Raw genomic sequence first — 15,242 nt, forward strand, 5'->3', positions numbered from 1 at the left:
CCGCCGCTCTTTATTAGGCCGCCTGCCGCAAGGCCAGGACCACCAGCAAAAGCTGGACCACCAGCAAAAGCTGGACCACCAGCAGCAGAGGGAATCCCCAGCGGAAATACCAGTGCCTCGTCTTATGGTGGAAAAAGCGCATCCCCAGCAGCCCGCCCAGGGCGCCGCCCAGCACGGCGGGCAAAAACAGAGTCTTTTCCGAGATACGCCATTTTTTCCCTACCGCCCTTCTCTTGTCCACCCCCATCAGAAAGAAGGCAGCCAGGTTGACTGCCATCAGGTACAGGATCACAAGCTGTACAAGCTCCGGGGCCATCGCTCTCCCCCTCTCTTTCGCCATGTCGGCTTATATCGGGGTACAGTGTACCTCTTTTTCTCTCCCTTTGCAACCCGCTCTCCCGCGGCTCCCCAGCTCTTTTGGACCTCCTCCCTGCCAGAGCTGTCCTACGGGAAATTATTTTCCCTTTGGTCAAGATTTTTTCTCTTGTTTTACTTTTTAGCTAGACCTTAATCATCCTTTTTCATCCATTCTTCTTATGTTAATTTTCTTTGCTTTAATTCCCCTCCCCTTTACCCATGTTTTCCCATTTTATTTCTCTCTATTTGTTTACTTCGTCATCATGTCCATCCTTTTTATTCCGTTTTACAGAAAACTAAATATTTTTTTGTCCTTTTAGCTCTTTTTTCTCATTTTAATGTTTTTTCAGCAAAAAAGCTGTTGCAATATTTCCTGCAAATGGTATAATGATTCGTCAGCAAAATTATTGTACGCTCCCATGGAAAAGATATCTGGGAGGAAATGGTGGCGGCGTTGCGCCAGTTCTGTTCGGGCTAGGTCCGGGCGGCAGCAGATCGTCGTCGCGTAAGAAGAAAGGAATGAAGTTTACAAATGGCAACGAAATTCGTGTACCTCTTCTCCGAAGGCAACGGCAAGATGAAGGAGCTGTTGGGCGGCAAGGGCGCCAACCTGGCCGAGATGACCAGCCTTGGTATGCCTGTGCCCCAGGGCTTCACCATCACCACCGAGGCCTGCACCCAGTACTATGAGGACGGCGAAAAGATCAACGACGAGATCCAGGCTCAGATCATGGAGTATATCGTCAAGATGGAGGAGATCACCGGTAAGAAGTTCGGCGATCTGGACAACCCCCTGCTGGTTTCTGTCCGTTCCGGCGCACGAGCCTCCATGCCTGGTATGATGGACACCATTCTGAACCTTGGTCTGAACGAGGACGTGGTGGATGTCATCGCCAAGAAGTCCAATAATCCCCGCTGGGCTTGGGACTGCTATCGCCGCTTCATCCAGATGTATTCCGACGTTGTCATGGAAGTGGGCAAGAAATATTTCGAGGAGCTCATCGACAAGATGAAGGAACAGCGGGGCGTCACCCAGGACGTGGAGCTCACCGCCGACGATCTGAAGGAGCTGGCCAGCCAGTTCAAGGCAGAGTATAAGTCCAAGATCGGCTCCGACTTCCCCAGCGACCCCAAGGAGCAGCTGATGGGCGCCATCAAGGCCGTCTTCCGCTCCTGGAACAATCCCCGTGCCATCGTGTACCGCCGCATGAACGATATCCCCGGCAGCTGGGGCACCGCTGTCAACGTCCAGTCCATGGCCTTTGGCAACATGGGCGACGACTGCGGTACCGGCGTTGCCTTTACCCGTAACCCCGCCACTGGCGAGAAGAAGCTGATGGGCGAGTTCCTGACCAACGCCCAGGGCGAGGACGTGGTGGCCGGCGTTCGCACCCCCATGCCCATCCAGGAGATGGCCGACAAGTTCCCAGAGGCCTTCGCCCAGTTCCAGGACGTGTGTCAGCGGCTGGAGAACCACTACCGCGATATGCAGGACATGGAGTTCACCGTAGAGAACGGCAAGCTCTATATGCTTCAGACCCGCAACGGCAAGCGCACTGCCGCTGCCGCCCTCAAGATCGCATGCGATCTGGTGGATGAGGGCATGATCAGCGAGCAGGAGGCCGTTGCCATGATCGACCCCCGCAACCTGGACACCCTGCTCCATCCCCAGTTCGACCCCGCCGCTCTGAAGAAGGCCGCCCCCGTGGCCACCGCCCTGCCCGCCTCCCCCGGCGCCGCCTGCGGCAAGATCGTCTTTACCGCTGACGACGCCAAGGCTTGGGCCGAGCGGGGTGAGAAGGTGTGTCTGGTCCGTCTGGAGACCAGCCCCGAGGATATCGAGGGCATGGTCGCCTCCCAGGGCATCCTCACTGTCCGTGGTGGTATGACTTCTCACGCCGCCGTGGTAGCCCGCGGCATGGGCACCTGCTGCGTGTCTGGCTGCGGCGCCATCAAGATGGACGAGGCCAACAAGCAGTTTGAGCTGGACGGCCGCACCTACCGTGAGGGCGACTGGATCAGCCTGGACGGCTCCACCGGCAACATCTACGGTGAGGCCATCCCCACTGTGGACGCTTCTATTTCCGGCGAGTTTGGCCGTATCATGGCTTGGGCTGATAAGTTCCGCCAGCTGAAGGTCCGCACCAACGCCGACAACCCCCGTGATACCGCCCAGGCCGTCAAGTTCGGCGCCGAGGGCATCGGCCTGTGCCGCACCGAGCATATGTTCTTTGAAGCCGACCGTATCCCCGCCATTCGGGAGATGATCTGCTCCGATACCGTGGAGCAACGTGAGAAGGCTCTGGCCAAGCTTGAGCCCATGCAGCAGGGCGACTTTGAGGCCATGTACGAGGCTCTGGAGGGCCGTCCCATGACCATCCGTTTCCTGGATCCCCCGCTGCACGAGTTTGTTCCTACCGAGGAGGCCGATATCGCCCAGTTGGCCCAGGATATGGGCAAGAGCGTGGCCGACATCAAGGCCATCATCGCCAGCCTGCACGAGTTCAACCCCATGATGGGCCACCGCGGCTGCCGTCTGGCGGTCACCTATCCTGAGATTGCCGCCATGCAGACCCGGGCTGTCATCAAGGCCGCCCTCAATGTCCAGGCCAAGCACCCCGACTGGAAGATGGTCCCCGAGATCATGATCCCCCTGGTAGGCGAGGTCAAGGAGCTGGCCTTCGTCAAGAACGTGGTGGTCAAGGTGGCCGACCAGCTGATCGCTGACGCCGGCTCCGACATGAAGTACCTGGTGGGCACTATGATCGAGATTCCCCGTGCCGCCCTCACTGCCGACGAAATCGCCAAAGAGGCCCAGTTCTTCTCCTTCGGCACCAACGACCTGACCCAGATGACCTTCGGCTTCTCCCGTGACGATGCCGGCAAGTTCCTGGAGTCCTACTACTCCAGCAAGATCTATGAGAGCGACCCCTTCGCCCGCCTGGACCAGAACGGCGTAGGCCGCTTGGTGGAGATGGCCTGCAAGCTGGGCCGTCAGACCCGCCCCGACCTGAAGCTGGGCATCTGCGGCGAGCACGGCGGCGACCCCTCCTCTGTGGAGTTCTGCCACAACACCGGGCTGGACTATGTGTCCTGCTCCCCCTTCCGGGTGCCTATCGCCCGTCTGGCCGCTGCCCAGGCCGCGATTAAGAATCCCCGCGCCTGATCCCTCCCCTGGTTTCTGAATCCGGTCCTCTTCAATAAGAATAACAGGCACACCGTCCACTGGACGGTGTGCCTGTTTCTTTGGTTCCGCCTTATTCCCGGCCAGGTTCTCCCCTGTCCTTTTCCTTCCCCGGTAGCCTGTTCATCAAAAATTATTTCAATTTTTTTAATTAAATTGATTGACGCTCCCCTGGAACAGTGGTATCATCAGTCCGTTCAATTTTGAAGAAGTAGGATTTGATATCACTATGCATCCTCTGAAAAAGCTTCCCTGCCGCACTTTTCAGCTGGCCTTCCGGCTGGCGCTCCCCTTTCTCCCCTACCGGGAGCCCAAACAGTTGGACGGACTGGACTCCATCCCTCCGCTGCTCAAGAGGAGTGGGGTGGGCTCCGTCCTGCTGGTCACCGACCGTTCCGTCCGCTCCCTGGGCCTTACGGCCCCTCTGGAGAAGTCCTTGGCCGAGGAAGGCATCATCTGCGCTGTCTATGACGGCACTGTGCCCAACCCCACTATCCAAAATGTGGAGGAGGGCCGGCAGCTCTATCTGGACAGCGGAGCCCAGGCCATCATCGCCGTGGGCGGTGGCTCGGTCATGGACTGCGCCAAGGGCGTGGGGGCCCGGATCGCTCGGCCCCATAAGCCGGTGCGGAGAATGAAGGGCCTGCTGCGGGTGCTTGTGCCCACCCCTTTGACGATTGCTGTTCCCACCACCGCCGGTACGGGAAGCGAGGCCACCCTGGCCGCTGTCATTACTGACCCGGAGAAAAAGCACAAGTACCCCATCAACGACTTTGCCCTCATCCCCGACTACGCGGTGCTGGACCCGAAGATCACCCTGGGCCTGCCCCCCTTTATTACCGCTACCACAGGAATGGACGCCCTGACCCATGCCATTGAGTCCTACATCGGCCAGACCACTACCAAGCTGACCCAAGCTATGTCCGAGGAGGCCGCCCGCCTCATCGTCCACAATCTGCCCCGGGCCTTTGCCGATGGCACGGATCTGGAGGCCCGCCGGGCCATGCTCCGGGCCGCCTACTGCGCTGGTGTGTCCTTTACCCGATCCTATGTGGGCTATGTCCACGGGCTGGCCCACTCCCTGGGAGGCCAGTACGGCGTCCCCCACGGGCTGGCTAACGCCGTCATCCTGCCCTATTTTCTGGAGGAATACGGCCCCGCCTGCTGGGAAAAACTGGGTAAGCTGGCCAAAGCGGCTGGGCTGGCCCAGGAGGCGGACTCTGCCCAGCAGAGCGCCCTGGCCTTCATCGCCTGGATCAAAGAGGCCAATCGGACCATGGGCATCCCGGAGACGATTGCCGAGCTCCGGGCCGAAGATATCCCCGCTATGGCCCGCCATGCGGACCAGGAGTGCAATCCCCTCTATCCCGTACCCCGGCTCATGGATCGTCAGGAGTTGGAGGTCATGTATCAAAAGCTGATGGCAAAGGAGGCGTCCCCATGGATATCCAAACCCTCGTCCAGGACCAACGGGCCCATTTCCAAACTGGCCAGACGTTTAGCCTAGCTGTCCGCCGGCGGGCTTTGGACAAGCTGCGTCAGGCCATTCTGGCCCATGAGGCGGACATCAATAGCGCCCTGGCGGCCGACCTGAACAAGTCTGCCACCGAGAGCTATATGTGTGAGGTGGGGATGACCCTGGCCGAGCTGAACTATGTAAGGAAGCACTTGGCCCGCTGGATGCGGGACCGAAAGGCAGCCACCCCCTTAGCCCAGTTCCACGCCAAAAGCTTCACGGTGGCCGAGCCCTATGGAGTGGTCCTTATCATGTCCCCCTGGAACTACCCCTTTATGCTGACCCTGGAGCCCCTCATCGGGGCCATCGCCGCGGGCAACTGCTGTGTGGTGAAGCCCTCAGCCTACTCCCCCGCCACCTCCAACCTCATCCGCGCCATCCTGGCGGAGTGCTTTCCCCCGGAATTCGTCTGTGTGGTAGAGGGAGGCCGGGCGGAAAACCAGGCCCTGCTGGACCAAAAATTTGACTATATCTTTTTTACCGGCGGGGTGGCCGTGGGGCGGGAGGTCATGTCCAAGGCGGCCCGCCACCTCACCCCCGTCACCCTGGAGTTGGGGGGCAAAAGCCCCTGTGTGGTGGACGCCACCGCTAAGCTCGACCTGGCCGCCAAGCGGCTGGTATTCGGCAAGCTGCTCAACTGCGGCCAGACCTGTGTGGCCCCTGACTATCTGCTCATCGATGGCCGGGTGAAGGACCAATTTCTATCCCATGTCAAAAAGTGGATGACCGCCATGTATGGGCAGGATCCCCTGGACAATCAGGGCTATGTGCGGATGATAAACCGCAAGCACTATGACCGGGTGATGGGCCTCATTGACCCGGCCAAGGTGGTCTATGGCGGCCAGGGGGACCCGGACACCTTGAAAATACAGCCCACTATCTTGGACGGTGTGTCCCCGGAGGACCCGGTAATGCAGGAGGAAATTTTCGGCCCCCTGCTCCCTGTCCTCACCTATGACACCCTGGACCGGGCGGTGGAGTTCATCAACAGCCGCCCCCATCCCCTGGCCCTATATCTGTTTTCCGAGGATCGGGCCGCCCAGGAGCGGTTTCTCCGCCAAGTCCCCTTTGGCGGGGGCTGCGTCAACGACACCATTATCCATCTGGCTACCAGCCGGATGGGCTTTGGAGGTGTGGGTGACAGCGGCATGGGCAGCTACCACGGCAAACTGAGCTTTGATACCTTCTCCCACCGGAAAAGCGTGGTGAAGAAGTCCACCTGGATGGATCTGCCGGTGCGCTATGCACCATATACCGCCCTTCAGGAGAAGCTGCTTCGCCTCTTTCTGCGCTGAAACCGTCCTCTTTCTGAGGCCTCCTATGGCCCAGGGCGGCCCGCATTTGTGGTCTTGCTCCTGCGGGTCCGAAGCCGCCAGCAGGACAAAGGCCATTGCGGATGAAATCTGATAACAAAAACACCCATCTAATTTTACTCAGATGGGTGTTTTTTATTATGGTCGAATCATTCGAAGGGGTTACATGTTCTTTCCGCGCTCGATTGGGCCATTTTCTTTTTCGTATTCGTCAAGGTGCTTCAGCAGTACATATTCAATATAATTCGTCATAGAGCGGTGTTCAGCCGTAGCCAGGACCCCGATCCTATCAAATACATCGTCCGACATACGCAACGTAAACACTCGTTTGATAGTGGCCATATTGCCCGCCCCTTTCTATTTTCGAATATATCATAGTGTAATAACACAAAAATATATACAGTCTATTGACAGCTAAATGCTATCACTTTATAATGTTGAAAAAATGTGAAAGGGGTTGAGTATCGTCGAAAAGTTGCAACAACTTGTCCGCCTGGGCAAAAAGCTCTCGAGTGTCGGCTCCGAACTCAGGCTTGCCCAAAAGGGACTGGAAAAATGGCGGATGACTATGGACTAAGCTCTCCTCAGGCCATCGACTTTTCCAAACACTGCGACAAACTGTCATCCAGATTCACCGCATTGGAAGATGATTATTTGACTTTGCGCCAAGAACTTATCCAGCAGTAAAAAAGCCCCGCCAGTCATGACTGGCGGGGCTTTTTTACTGCTCAATTTTACTCCGTGGTATAGTTGTCAAAATAGCCCTGAATATAGACGATAGGAGTTCCCTTGTCGCCGGAGCCGGAGGTCAGGTCGCACAGGGAGCCGATCAGATCCGTCAGGCGGCGGGGGGTGGTGCCCTCAGACACCATCTGGCCCACCAGGTCGCCGTCCTTCTTGTGAATGCGTTCCTTAATGGCCTCCTTCAGGGCATCGCCGGACAGGTCAGCAAAGTCGTTATCCGCCAGATACTTCAGCTTCAGCTCGTTGGGGGTCCCCTCCAGACCGGCGGTATAGGCTGGAGATACTACCGGGTCGGCCAGCTCCCAGATCTTGCCCACCGGATCCTTGAAGGCGCCGTCTCCGTACACCATGACCTCCACATGCTTCCCGGTCTTTTCCAGCAGCTTCTTCTGAATGGCCTCCACCAGATCCTGGCACTCCCGGGGGAATAGCTTGACCTGGTCCTCCGTAGCCTTGTTGGAGCCCAGCAGGCCGTACTTGGCGTTATAGCCGCTGCCGTCAACCGGGGCGGTCATAATCTCGTCCAGGCCAAAGACCTTCTCCGCCCCGCCCTGCTTTAGCAGACGCTTGGTGCGCTGACGAGTGTGGATGTCACAGCACAGCACATTCTTGGTGTATCCCAAGATAGCTCGCGGATCGTTGGCAAAGATTACCTCCACCTCAGCGCCGCTCTCCCGAATCAGCTGCTGATAGTATTCCACATAGTCCACGCCGGTGAAGGGGTGCTTCTCATAGCCGAACAGTTCCCGGTATTTCTCCAGGGACAGGACGTCCTTATAGGGGTCCACGCCCCGCTCATCCAAGGCATCCAGGCTGACCAAGTGGTTGCCCACCTCGTCCGAGGGATAACTGAGCATCAGGACGATCTTCTTGGCCCCCTTGGCGATGCCCCTTAGGCAGATGGCAAAGCGGTTGCGGCTGAGAATGGGGAAGACAACGCCCACAGTCTGGCCGCCCAGCTTGGCCTTCACATCGCCGGCAATATTGTCCACCGAGGCATAGTTGCCCTGGGAGCGGGCCACGATAGCCTCAGTCATGGCAACCACGTCACGGTCCCGGATGGCGAAGCCGTCGTCAGCGGCCGCCTCCAGCACGGAATTGGTGACGATCTCCACCAGGTCATCACCGCTGCGGATGATAGGGGCCCGCAGGCCGCGGGAAACGGTACCGACCATACGACTCATGTTGGAACACTCCTTATCGTTTCATGTGTATCATTTCATCAGATGGGGAACATCTGCCCCCAATTTTTTAGTATAGCAAGAAATGTTCAAAAAGTAAATAAAAAATAGCTCTCCCTGGGCTTCTTTGGCATCCAAAGTTTCACGGACAAAGGCGCCGCCCCTCTGTGCAAATGGACGGCCAAAAAATTTTTTGGACTGTGCGGGAACTTTTCTCTCCCTAATACGTCTATTAAAAGCAAAGGGACAGGAACGCCCCACAAAAAGGAAAAGGAGCGATTATAATGAACAAGAAGCTAACCGCCGTCGTACTGAGCGGTGCCGTCGTCTGGTTGATGGGCGCCCACGCACTGGCCGCACAGCCGGCAGGCCAGTCTGATATCATTCCAATCTCCGCCCCTGTGGAGGACATCGCCATGACAGACAGCGCGCTTTACTACGGAACCGTGTCCGCCATCTCCACGGAGGAGGACGGAACCATTTCCCGCTTGACTATGGAGTCTGAGGCCCATGGACAGTATGTGATGAATCTCTCCCCAGACACCGTATGGGTAGACGCTGGAAATAAAACCGCCGCTGATCCCTCCACGGTGAAGGTGGGCGACAGACTGTATGTGTACCACAGCCACGTCTCCACCCGCTCTCTCCCTCCCCAGTCCGCCGCCTTCGCCGTGGTCGTTAACGTGCCCCAAGATATGGGTGCGCCCCACTACCACGTCGTAAATAATGTGGTGTCCCAGGAGGATGGCTCTGTGAAGTTCTCTGTGGACAATGGAGGACTCATTCTCTCCGTATCCGTAGATGCCGGCCTGTCCGCCTACGAGGGGGACGCCCCCGCCCTGGCTGATATCCAGGCCGGTGACCGCATCATGGCCTGGTACGATATCGTACTCACCTCCTACCCCGGTCAGAGTGGCGCCAGCCATATCATGCTCCTGCCCGCTAAGGCCGAGGATCTGCCCAAGCCTGAGGAGGGCGCCCAGCTGACTATGGAGCTGGACGGCAAAGTACCCAACATGGTAGGCCGCTATGAGAGCGGCGTGGCTATGGTTCCCGTGGCCGCCGTCGCCCAGGCTCTGGGCCTGGACGTGACTTACACCCCCAATACAGACGAGGGCGCCTTGGTCACCGTGGAGAGCGACCAGTTCCGGGTCAGCCTGTACCTGGACCGGCAGATCATCACCGGCGTTACTAAGATCGAAGGGGCCGTAGGCGCCACCGGCCCCCTGGACTATGGCAAGGCCCCCTATGTGGTCGCCCCTGGCACCACCTGGGCGCCCGCCGAGATCTTCAAGATGCTGGGCAGGACTGTCACCCTGGAGGGCACCAATCTTATCATTGAGTGATTTGAGCCTGAATCAAGAAATATACCATACAAAAAGGGAGCCGCTTCCTGGTGAAGTGGCTCCCTTTTCCAATGTCCGGCCCGCTGGGGGCTGACAAGTGAGACTCCAAACACAGGTACACACACGGGGTGATGCCAGGTTTATTAACATAAGATTTTATTTGCCTAGTCCTTTTGGTGGTACGGCCCGAATACTATTTCCAGTTGTTTGAGCGGCTGTGTGTGCTGTACGCAGCGTACAGGGCGCTGGCGATAAATTTTATAACACCCATTACAGGCAAAGCAGCGGCTCTCCGCCTCTGGATTTTCCTTCATACGGGAGATAAAATCAGGCTGGCAGATCAGGCTTCGGCTAAATGACACAAAGGGGAACCCGGCTTCCAGCACCTGTTCCGCTGTCTTACGGGAGAAAACTCCTCCTACTGGAATCAGCGGCACCTCAACGTCCTCTCTGGCCTCCATGATCTCATGGAGAAAGAATGGCTTTTTCTCCCCTGCCCGGGTGGCAAAATCAAGTCCGCTGATCTCTATTCCGTCTACGCCGGCCCCCTGGCAGAGCCGCAGAAGAGCACGCAGATCTCCGCATCCATTGGAGTCCACCTTGACCAGCAGCGCGAACTCCGGCCCACAGGCCGCGCGCACGCCAGCCAGAATTCTTGCCGGCAGGCGGAAGCGATTCTCCAGGCAGCCGCCATAGCTGTCTGTCCGGTGATTCTCCTGGGGGTTCAGAAAATTGGACAGGAGATAGCCGTGGGCATGGTGGACCTGCACCCCGTCCAGTCCGGCCGCCTGACATATCCGTGCTCCGTCAATGAACTGCTCTACCAGTTGGTCCAGCTCTTCCTCCGTAAAATCATCCGGTCCCTTTGGACGGCATCCGTTGACTCTCTCCATTCCCTTCAGTCCGCTGTGACTGATCTGGGCCACAATCCGGCCGCCAGCCCGGTGTACCTCCTCCGCGGCCTGGCGCAACAGGCTGTGGTCAATCCGCCGGTCCAACACCACCTGTCCCTCGTCGGCGCGCTGAGAGCGGTCTACCGTCATATGGCCAGTAATAATAAGACCTACTTCTCGCTCGGCTAGCTCCCTCTGCACCTGGACCCAGGCTGGCGTGATCTGCCCATCCAGGGTCGAGAGGTGCTCATTGGTCGCTGAACGGACCGTCCTATTTTTTAAGTAGAGAGGCCCAAGCCGGGCCGTTTCAAACAGTTTGTACTGCATACACTCCTCACCATCCATCCAAATATTCCTGTGGGCTTACAGGTCTTTCCCAGTAATACGGGCAGTACGCCCCAGCTTGTTCCACTCCCGGTTTCCCTGGTTGTGCTGGGCCACCAGCTTGGCAATCTGCCCCTGGCTCTCCTCCACCTCCGCCTTGAAGGCTCTGGCGGACAGGCGCAGAGCCCCGTGGCCCAGAATGATCATCTGCTCCAGCCCGTCGGAGGTGGCCACCCGCACCCGATGGTCTCTCCCCAGGTCATAGGTCGTTTTTTCAATATAGGCGTCGGCAGTTTCCGCCTCCTTGGTGTACACCACATAGATACCGTTGACCTTTTCCACCGAGCCTGGGTTCCCCTTCACTTTATAGGCATCAAAGACCAAAATGACCACACAGTTTCGAAAGCCCTGGTAGTTGGACAGGATATCAGCCAGCGTAGAACGGGCGGCAGCCACGTCCTGCTGCGCTATCCGCTTCAGCTCCTCCCAGGCGAAAATGATGTTGTATCCGTCCACAAGCAGGTACTCCGGCCCAGTCTTTTGGGCACGGATGGCGTACTTCTCGTCGCTGAGGCTGGTCCGCGCCGGCTTTTTCTGGGGTTGGAAGGCCCGCAGCTCCACCTTGCCATAGGTCCGCTCGAAAATGGCCTGGAGTTCCTTGTCCTGCTCCAGACTTCCGCTAGAGTAGGTCCGCTGTCTGCCGGCGGGAGGGGCCTCAGCCTGCCGTGGGCGCTCCAGCCCTAGGCGCAGGCCGCTGTCCACGTGCATATGGTCCCGTACCTCGCTCCATTTCACGTTGACGCCTGCCCCATGGGAACAGAACACAGAGTCGGGGGTATTTTCCACATCCCGCTCCGGGTCGTAGCTAAATTGGGCAACGATGCTCTCCTGGTCAGCACAGGGTTCATAGCCCCGAAGCGCACAGTTTAAGCGGCCACGGCCTCGGGTGTAGGAGGCCACCTCCCGCCAGTAGTTCCGCAGGCCAGCCACCGGCCCGTGACCGGAGAGGAGGACCAGCTCTCCCTCCTGTTCTGGGGCGTCCACAATGCCCCCCATGGCCTGGAGGTCGGTCATGGCCCGGCCCACACAGTCCGGGGGCAGCTCCAGTTGGAATTCGTAATGGGGCTCCAGCAGAATACTCTCCGCCTGCATCAGCCCCTGGCGCACCGCTCGGTAGGTGGCCTGGCGGAAGTCGCCCCCCTCGGTGTGTTTCAGATGGGCCCGGCCGGCCACCAGTGTGATCTTCATGTCCGTTATGGGGGAGCCGGTGAGCACTCCCAGGTGTTCCTTCTCTTCGAGATGAGTGAGAATCAACCGCTGCCAGTTCAGGTCCAGTTGGTCCGCCGAGCAGGAGGAGGCAAAGCGCAGCCCGCTTCCCCGCTCTCCCGGCTCCAGCAGCAGGTGTACCTCGGCATAGTGGCGCAGGGGCTCGAAGTGGCCTACCCCCTCCACTGGGCCAGAGATCGTCTCCCGGTAAACGATGGATCCAGCTCCGAAGGACACCTCCACCCCGAACCGCTCCCGGATCAGACGGGTCATCACCTCCAGCTGTATCTCGCCCATAAGTCGGAGATGTATCTCTCCCAGAGCCTCGTTCCACACCACCCGGAGCTGGGGGTCCTCCTCCTCTAACTGCCGCAGGTTCCGTAGCATGGCGTGGACATCACACCCATGGGGCAGGATCACCTGGTAGGTGAGAGGTGGCTCCAGCTCCGGCTCCCACCGCCCGGCTTCCCCTCCAAGCCCATCCCCAGGCCGGGTATGGGTCAGGCCGGTCAGGGCGCACACCGTGCCAGCTGGCGCCTCGTCCACAGTCTGATATTTGGGTCCGGAGTAGATCCGGATCTGGTTGACCTTCTCCTGCCAGCCCTCTCCTCCCAAAGCGGTCCGGACCCGGAGCGTGCCGCCGGTGACCTTCACATAGGTCAGCCGGTCGCTGCCGTCCCTGGCAATCTTGAACACCCGCGCTCCAAACTCCGGACCATACTGGGGAGCAGAGGCGTAAGCAGCCAGGCCGTCCAGCAGCTCCCCCACCCCCTCCAGCTTGAGTGCGGAGCCAAAGAAGCAGGGAAAGATGAGCCGACGGGTCACCAGATCGGCCGCATCCTCCTCTGTGACTTCCATTCCCTCCAGATAGTGTTCCAATAACGCCTCGTCGCAGGCGGCTAGATCCTCTTGAATTGAGCCGATCCCCTGAGAGAAATCCAGGCAGCCGCTGTCCAGTCTGGCCTGGAGCTGGGCCAGCAGGGCGTCTCGGTCGCTGCCCGCCAAGTCCATCTTATTTATAAATAGAAACGTGGGTATTTTGTGCTTGTCCAACAGCTTCCACAGCGTGCGGGTATGGCCCTGGATGCCATCAGTGCCGCTGACCACCAAAACGGCGCAGTCCAGCACCTGGAGAGATCGCTCCATCTCCGCGGAGAAATCAACATGCCCTGGGGTGTCCAGCAGGGTGAAGGCTGTTCCCCCATAGGAGAACTCCGCCTGCTTGGAAAAGATGGTGATGCCTCTCTCCCGCTCCTGAGTATCTGTATCCAGAAAGGCGTCCCGATGATCCACTCGCCCCAGCTTCCGCAGGGCACCGCTCAGATACAGCAGCCCCTCGGAGAGTGTGGTCTTGCCGCTGTCCACATGGGCCAAAACCCCCATTACGATCCTTCTCATTTTATGGCTGTCCCGCCTTCCGCACTTCTCATTTTTATCCAGCATACAATGTCCCCGGTCCACTGTCAAGGTAGTTCCCTTCCCATTTTTTCCACTTTCCGGCTACTTTCTCTGGACTTTTACATAGAAATGCGGTATACTATGTCGTTCTTACCATAGATAGCATTGGCAGGAGGTCCCCTGTGTATCAATTTTTATTTATCTTTTTCGTCTACGCCTTTCTGGGCTGGTGTACCGAGGTCAGCTATGCCGCCCTGGTCACGGGCCGCTTTGTCAACCGCGGATTTCTCAACGGCCCCTGGTGCCCTGTCTACGGCTTTGGAGTGGTCATCGTGCTGGCCTTTCTGGAGCCTCTGAAGAGCAACCTCCTGCTGCTGTTCCTGGGTTCCGTTGTCTTGACCTCCGCTCTGGAATGGGCCACTGGCTTTGTGCTGGAAAAAATATTTCACCAGCGCTGGTGGGATTACTCTGACCAGCCCTTCAACCTCAACGGCTATATTTGTCTCCGGTTTTCTATTGCCTGGGGTCTGGCCTGCTTGTTCGTAGTCAAGCTCCTCCACCCCTCAGTCCTACTGGTCATCCGGCTGGTACCAAGGGGACTTGGCTGGACGCTGCTGGCCCTTCTGGCCGCTGTCATGGCGGTGGACCTGGCCGCCACGGTCCGTACCATCGCCAAGCTCAACCGCCGCCTCTCTCAGTTGGACCAGCTGGCTGCCAAAATCAAGGACGCCTCCAACGATTTTGGAGAGGACCTGGCCGAGCGAGTGCTGGATGCCGCTGAGAAAGGATCCGACTGGAAGGAGGAGCTGGAGGAGCTCACCGACCGCCTTGCCCAGCGCCAGGAGGGCTTGCGGGAGGACCTGGGCGATCTTAGGGAAGACCTTCAGGATCATTTGGAGGAGCGCCGGGAGCAATACCGCCGCCAGCTCCAGGATTGGAAGGAGAGTATTCAGGAGCTGCTGGACCGGGACAGCTTTGGCCAGCACCGGCTGTTCAAGGCCTTCCCTGGGCTCCGTTCCACCCGGTACAAGGAATCGCTGGAGCGGCTGCGCAGACGCATGGGCCAGTAGCAAATATTCCGTTGTAATTTTTTCCGCTTTATGATAGCATAATGATAATCATAATCAAAAAGGAGGCCATTTCTGTGGAGGAACTGCTGGATCTCAAGGACCGTATGGAGCGGGAGCGTCCCACCCCCTGGGAGGAGTTGCCGGATCTGGCCCTGTATATGGACCAGATCATCGCCTATATGCCCCGGCAGCTGATCCGCTTTGACGAGGGGGAGTCCCTGACCTCCGCCATGGTCAACAACTATATCAAGGACGGGTTGGTCCCCCGTGCGGACGGCAAGCGGTACGGCCCGGTCCACCTGGGCTACCTCACCGCGGTGTGCGCCCTGAAAAAGGTACTCTCTGTCCGGGATACCGGCGTTCTTATCAGCGCTGGCCGTAAGGCCAAAGGGCAGGACCCAGAGGCGCTGTACAACTACTTCTGTTCCGCTCTGGACCGAGCTTTGACCGATACTGCCCAGAGCTTTGACGCCGATGCCCAGCGAGAGAATCTGCCCCGCATCGCTCTAGACCTGGCCCTGCGGAGCTATGCCAACCAGCTGGCCTGTGCCCGGATCCTGGATATCCTCCAGTCCTTCGGACCGGCGGAACACAAAAAGCCCAAGAAATGACCTGTTGAAGACATCTTCTCCCCATTTCTTATCCTCTTC

Annotated in this window: 11 protein-coding genes; 6 read left to right on the forward strand and 5 right to left on the reverse strand. The window is 58.4% G+C overall.

What is annotated here, in order from left to right:
* Positions 1 to 13 precede the first annotated feature (13 nt).
* Positions 14 to 316, reverse strand: a complete 303-nt coding sequence (locus WKS99_RS11565; protein WP_340406088.1) for a DUF1294 domain-containing protein — start codon at positions 314 to 316, stop codon at positions 14 to 16.
* A gap of 573 nt (positions 317 to 889) precedes the next feature.
* Here WKS99_RS11565 and ppdK point away from each other — a divergent pair.
* The 3 genes from ppdK to WKS99_RS11580 all read left to right on the forward strand — a co-directional run bounded on the left by ppdK (position 890) and on the right by WKS99_RS11580 (position 6,352).
* Positions 890 to 3,523: a pyruvate, phosphate dikinase gene (gene ppdK / locus WKS99_RS11570; protein ID WP_147571642.1), complete on the forward strand. Its 2,634-nt coding sequence runs from the start codon at positions 890 to 892 to the stop codon at positions 3,521 to 3,523.
* Positions 3,524 to 3,770: 247 nt separating this feature from the next.
* Positions 3,771 to 5,048 carry an iron-containing alcohol dehydrogenase gene (locus WKS99_RS11575; RefSeq protein WP_445297957.1) on the forward strand — a complete coding sequence of 426 codons (1,278 nt, stop codon included), beginning with the start codon at positions 3,771 to 3,773 and terminating at the stop codon, positions 5,046 to 5,048.
* Positions 4,982 to 6,352: an aldehyde dehydrogenase gene (locus WKS99_RS11580; RefSeq protein ID WP_340406090.1), complete on the forward strand. Its 1,371-nt coding sequence runs from the start codon at positions 4,982 to 4,984 to the stop codon at positions 6,350 to 6,352. Before WKS99_RS11575 ends, WKS99_RS11580 begins: the two co-directional genes overlap by 67 nt.
* 180 nt (positions 6,353 to 6,532) lie before the next feature.
* Here the strand turns inward: WKS99_RS11580 and WKS99_RS11585 are convergent, their stop codons facing one another.
* Together WKS99_RS11585 and WKS99_RS11590 are read right to left on the reverse strand one after the other, a co-directional pair.
* Positions 6,533 to 6,712: a hypothetical protein gene (locus tag WKS99_RS11585; RefSeq protein WP_147571645.1), complete on the reverse strand. Its 180-nt coding sequence runs from the start codon at positions 6,710 to 6,712 to the stop codon at positions 6,533 to 6,535.
* 392 nt (positions 6,713 to 7,104) lie between these two features.
* A complete protein-coding gene (locus tag WKS99_RS11590) occupies positions 7,105 to 8,298 on the reverse strand; it encodes a coenzyme F420-0:L-glutamate ligase (protein ID WP_147571646.1) in 1,194 nt (397 codons plus the stop codon).
* A gap of 281 nt (positions 8,299 to 8,579) precedes the next feature.
* Between WKS99_RS11590 and WKS99_RS11595 the strand changes: the two genes are divergently transcribed.
* A complete protein-coding gene (locus tag WKS99_RS11595) occupies positions 8,580 to 9,641 on the forward strand; it encodes a stalk domain-containing protein (RefSeq protein WP_186851885.1) in 1,062 nt (353 codons plus the stop codon).
* 164 nt (positions 9,642 to 9,805) lie between these two features.
* Here the strand turns inward: WKS99_RS11595 and WKS99_RS11600 are convergent, their stop codons facing one another.
* Together WKS99_RS11600 and WKS99_RS11605 are read right to left on the reverse strand one after the other, a co-directional pair.
* Positions 9,806 to 10,861: an NADH:flavin oxidoreductase gene (locus tag WKS99_RS11600; protein ID WP_340406094.1), complete on the reverse strand. Its 1,056-nt coding sequence runs from the start codon at positions 10,859 to 10,861 to the stop codon at positions 9,806 to 9,808.
* Positions 10,862 to 10,897: 36 nt separating this feature from the next.
* Positions 10,898 to 13,522 carry a translation factor GTPase family protein gene (locus WKS99_RS11605; RefSeq protein WP_340406096.1) on the reverse strand — a complete coding sequence of 875 codons (2,625 nt, stop codon included), beginning with the start codon at positions 13,520 to 13,522 and terminating at the stop codon, positions 10,898 to 10,900.
* Between the two features lie 182 nt (positions 13,523 to 13,704).
* Here WKS99_RS11605 and WKS99_RS11610 point away from each other — a divergent pair, with 182 nt between their 5' ends.
* Together WKS99_RS11610 and WKS99_RS11615 are read left to right on the forward strand one after the other, a co-directional pair.
* Entirely contained in the window at positions 13,705 to 14,592 is an 888-nt protein-coding gene (locus tag WKS99_RS11610; protein ID WP_340406098.1) for a putative ABC transporter permease, read from the forward strand.
* Between the two features lie 74 nt (positions 14,593 to 14,666).
* Positions 14,667 to 15,203 carry a DUF1836 domain-containing protein gene (locus tag WKS99_RS11615; protein ID WP_340406100.1) on the forward strand — a complete coding sequence of 179 codons (537 nt, stop codon included), beginning with the start codon at positions 14,667 to 14,669 and terminating at the stop codon, positions 15,201 to 15,203.
* The last annotated feature ends 39 nt before the right edge of the window (positions 15,204 to 15,242 follow it).

The organism is Flintibacter sp. HCN-6482, from assembly GCF_037892565.1.
GTDB classification, from domain to species: domain Bacteria; phylum Bacillota; class Clostridia; order Oscillospirales; family Oscillospiraceae; genus Lawsonibacter; species Lawsonibacter aceti.

Excerpts from the sequence above, each read along its gene's own strand:
- WKS99_RS11565 (WP_340406088.1), bottom strand. The coding sequence starts at position 316 with ATGGCCCCGGAGCTTGTACAGCTTGTGATCCTGTACCTGATGGCAGTC.
- ppdK (WP_147571642.1), top strand. The coding sequence starts at position 890 with ATGGCAACGAAATTCGTGTACCTCTTCTCCGAAGGCAACGGCAAGATG.
- WKS99_RS11575 (WP_445297957.1), top strand. The coding sequence starts at position 3,771 with ATGCATCCTCTGAAAAAGCTTCCCTGCCGCACTTTTCAGCTGGCCTTC.
- WKS99_RS11580 (WP_340406090.1), top strand. The coding sequence starts at position 4,982 with ATGGATATCCAAACCCTCGTCCAGGACCAACGGGCCCATTTCCAAACT.
- WKS99_RS11585 (WP_147571645.1), bottom strand. The coding sequence starts at position 6,712 with ATGGCCACTATCAAACGAGTGTTTACGTTGCGTATGTCGGACGATGTA.
- WKS99_RS11590 (WP_147571646.1), bottom strand. The coding sequence starts at position 8,298 with ATGAGTCGTATGGTCGGTACCGTTTCCCGCGGCCTGCGGGCCCCTATC.
- WKS99_RS11595 (WP_186851885.1), top strand. The coding sequence starts at position 8,580 with ATGAACAAGAAGCTAACCGCCGTCGTACTGAGCGGTGCCGTCGTCTGG.
- WKS99_RS11600 (WP_340406094.1), bottom strand. The coding sequence starts at position 10,861 with ATGCAGTACAAACTGTTTGAAACGGCCCGGCTTGGGCCTCTCTACTTA.
- WKS99_RS11605 (WP_340406096.1), bottom strand. The coding sequence starts at position 13,522 with ATGAGAAGGATCGTAATGGGGGTTTTGGCCCATGTGGACAGCGGCAAG.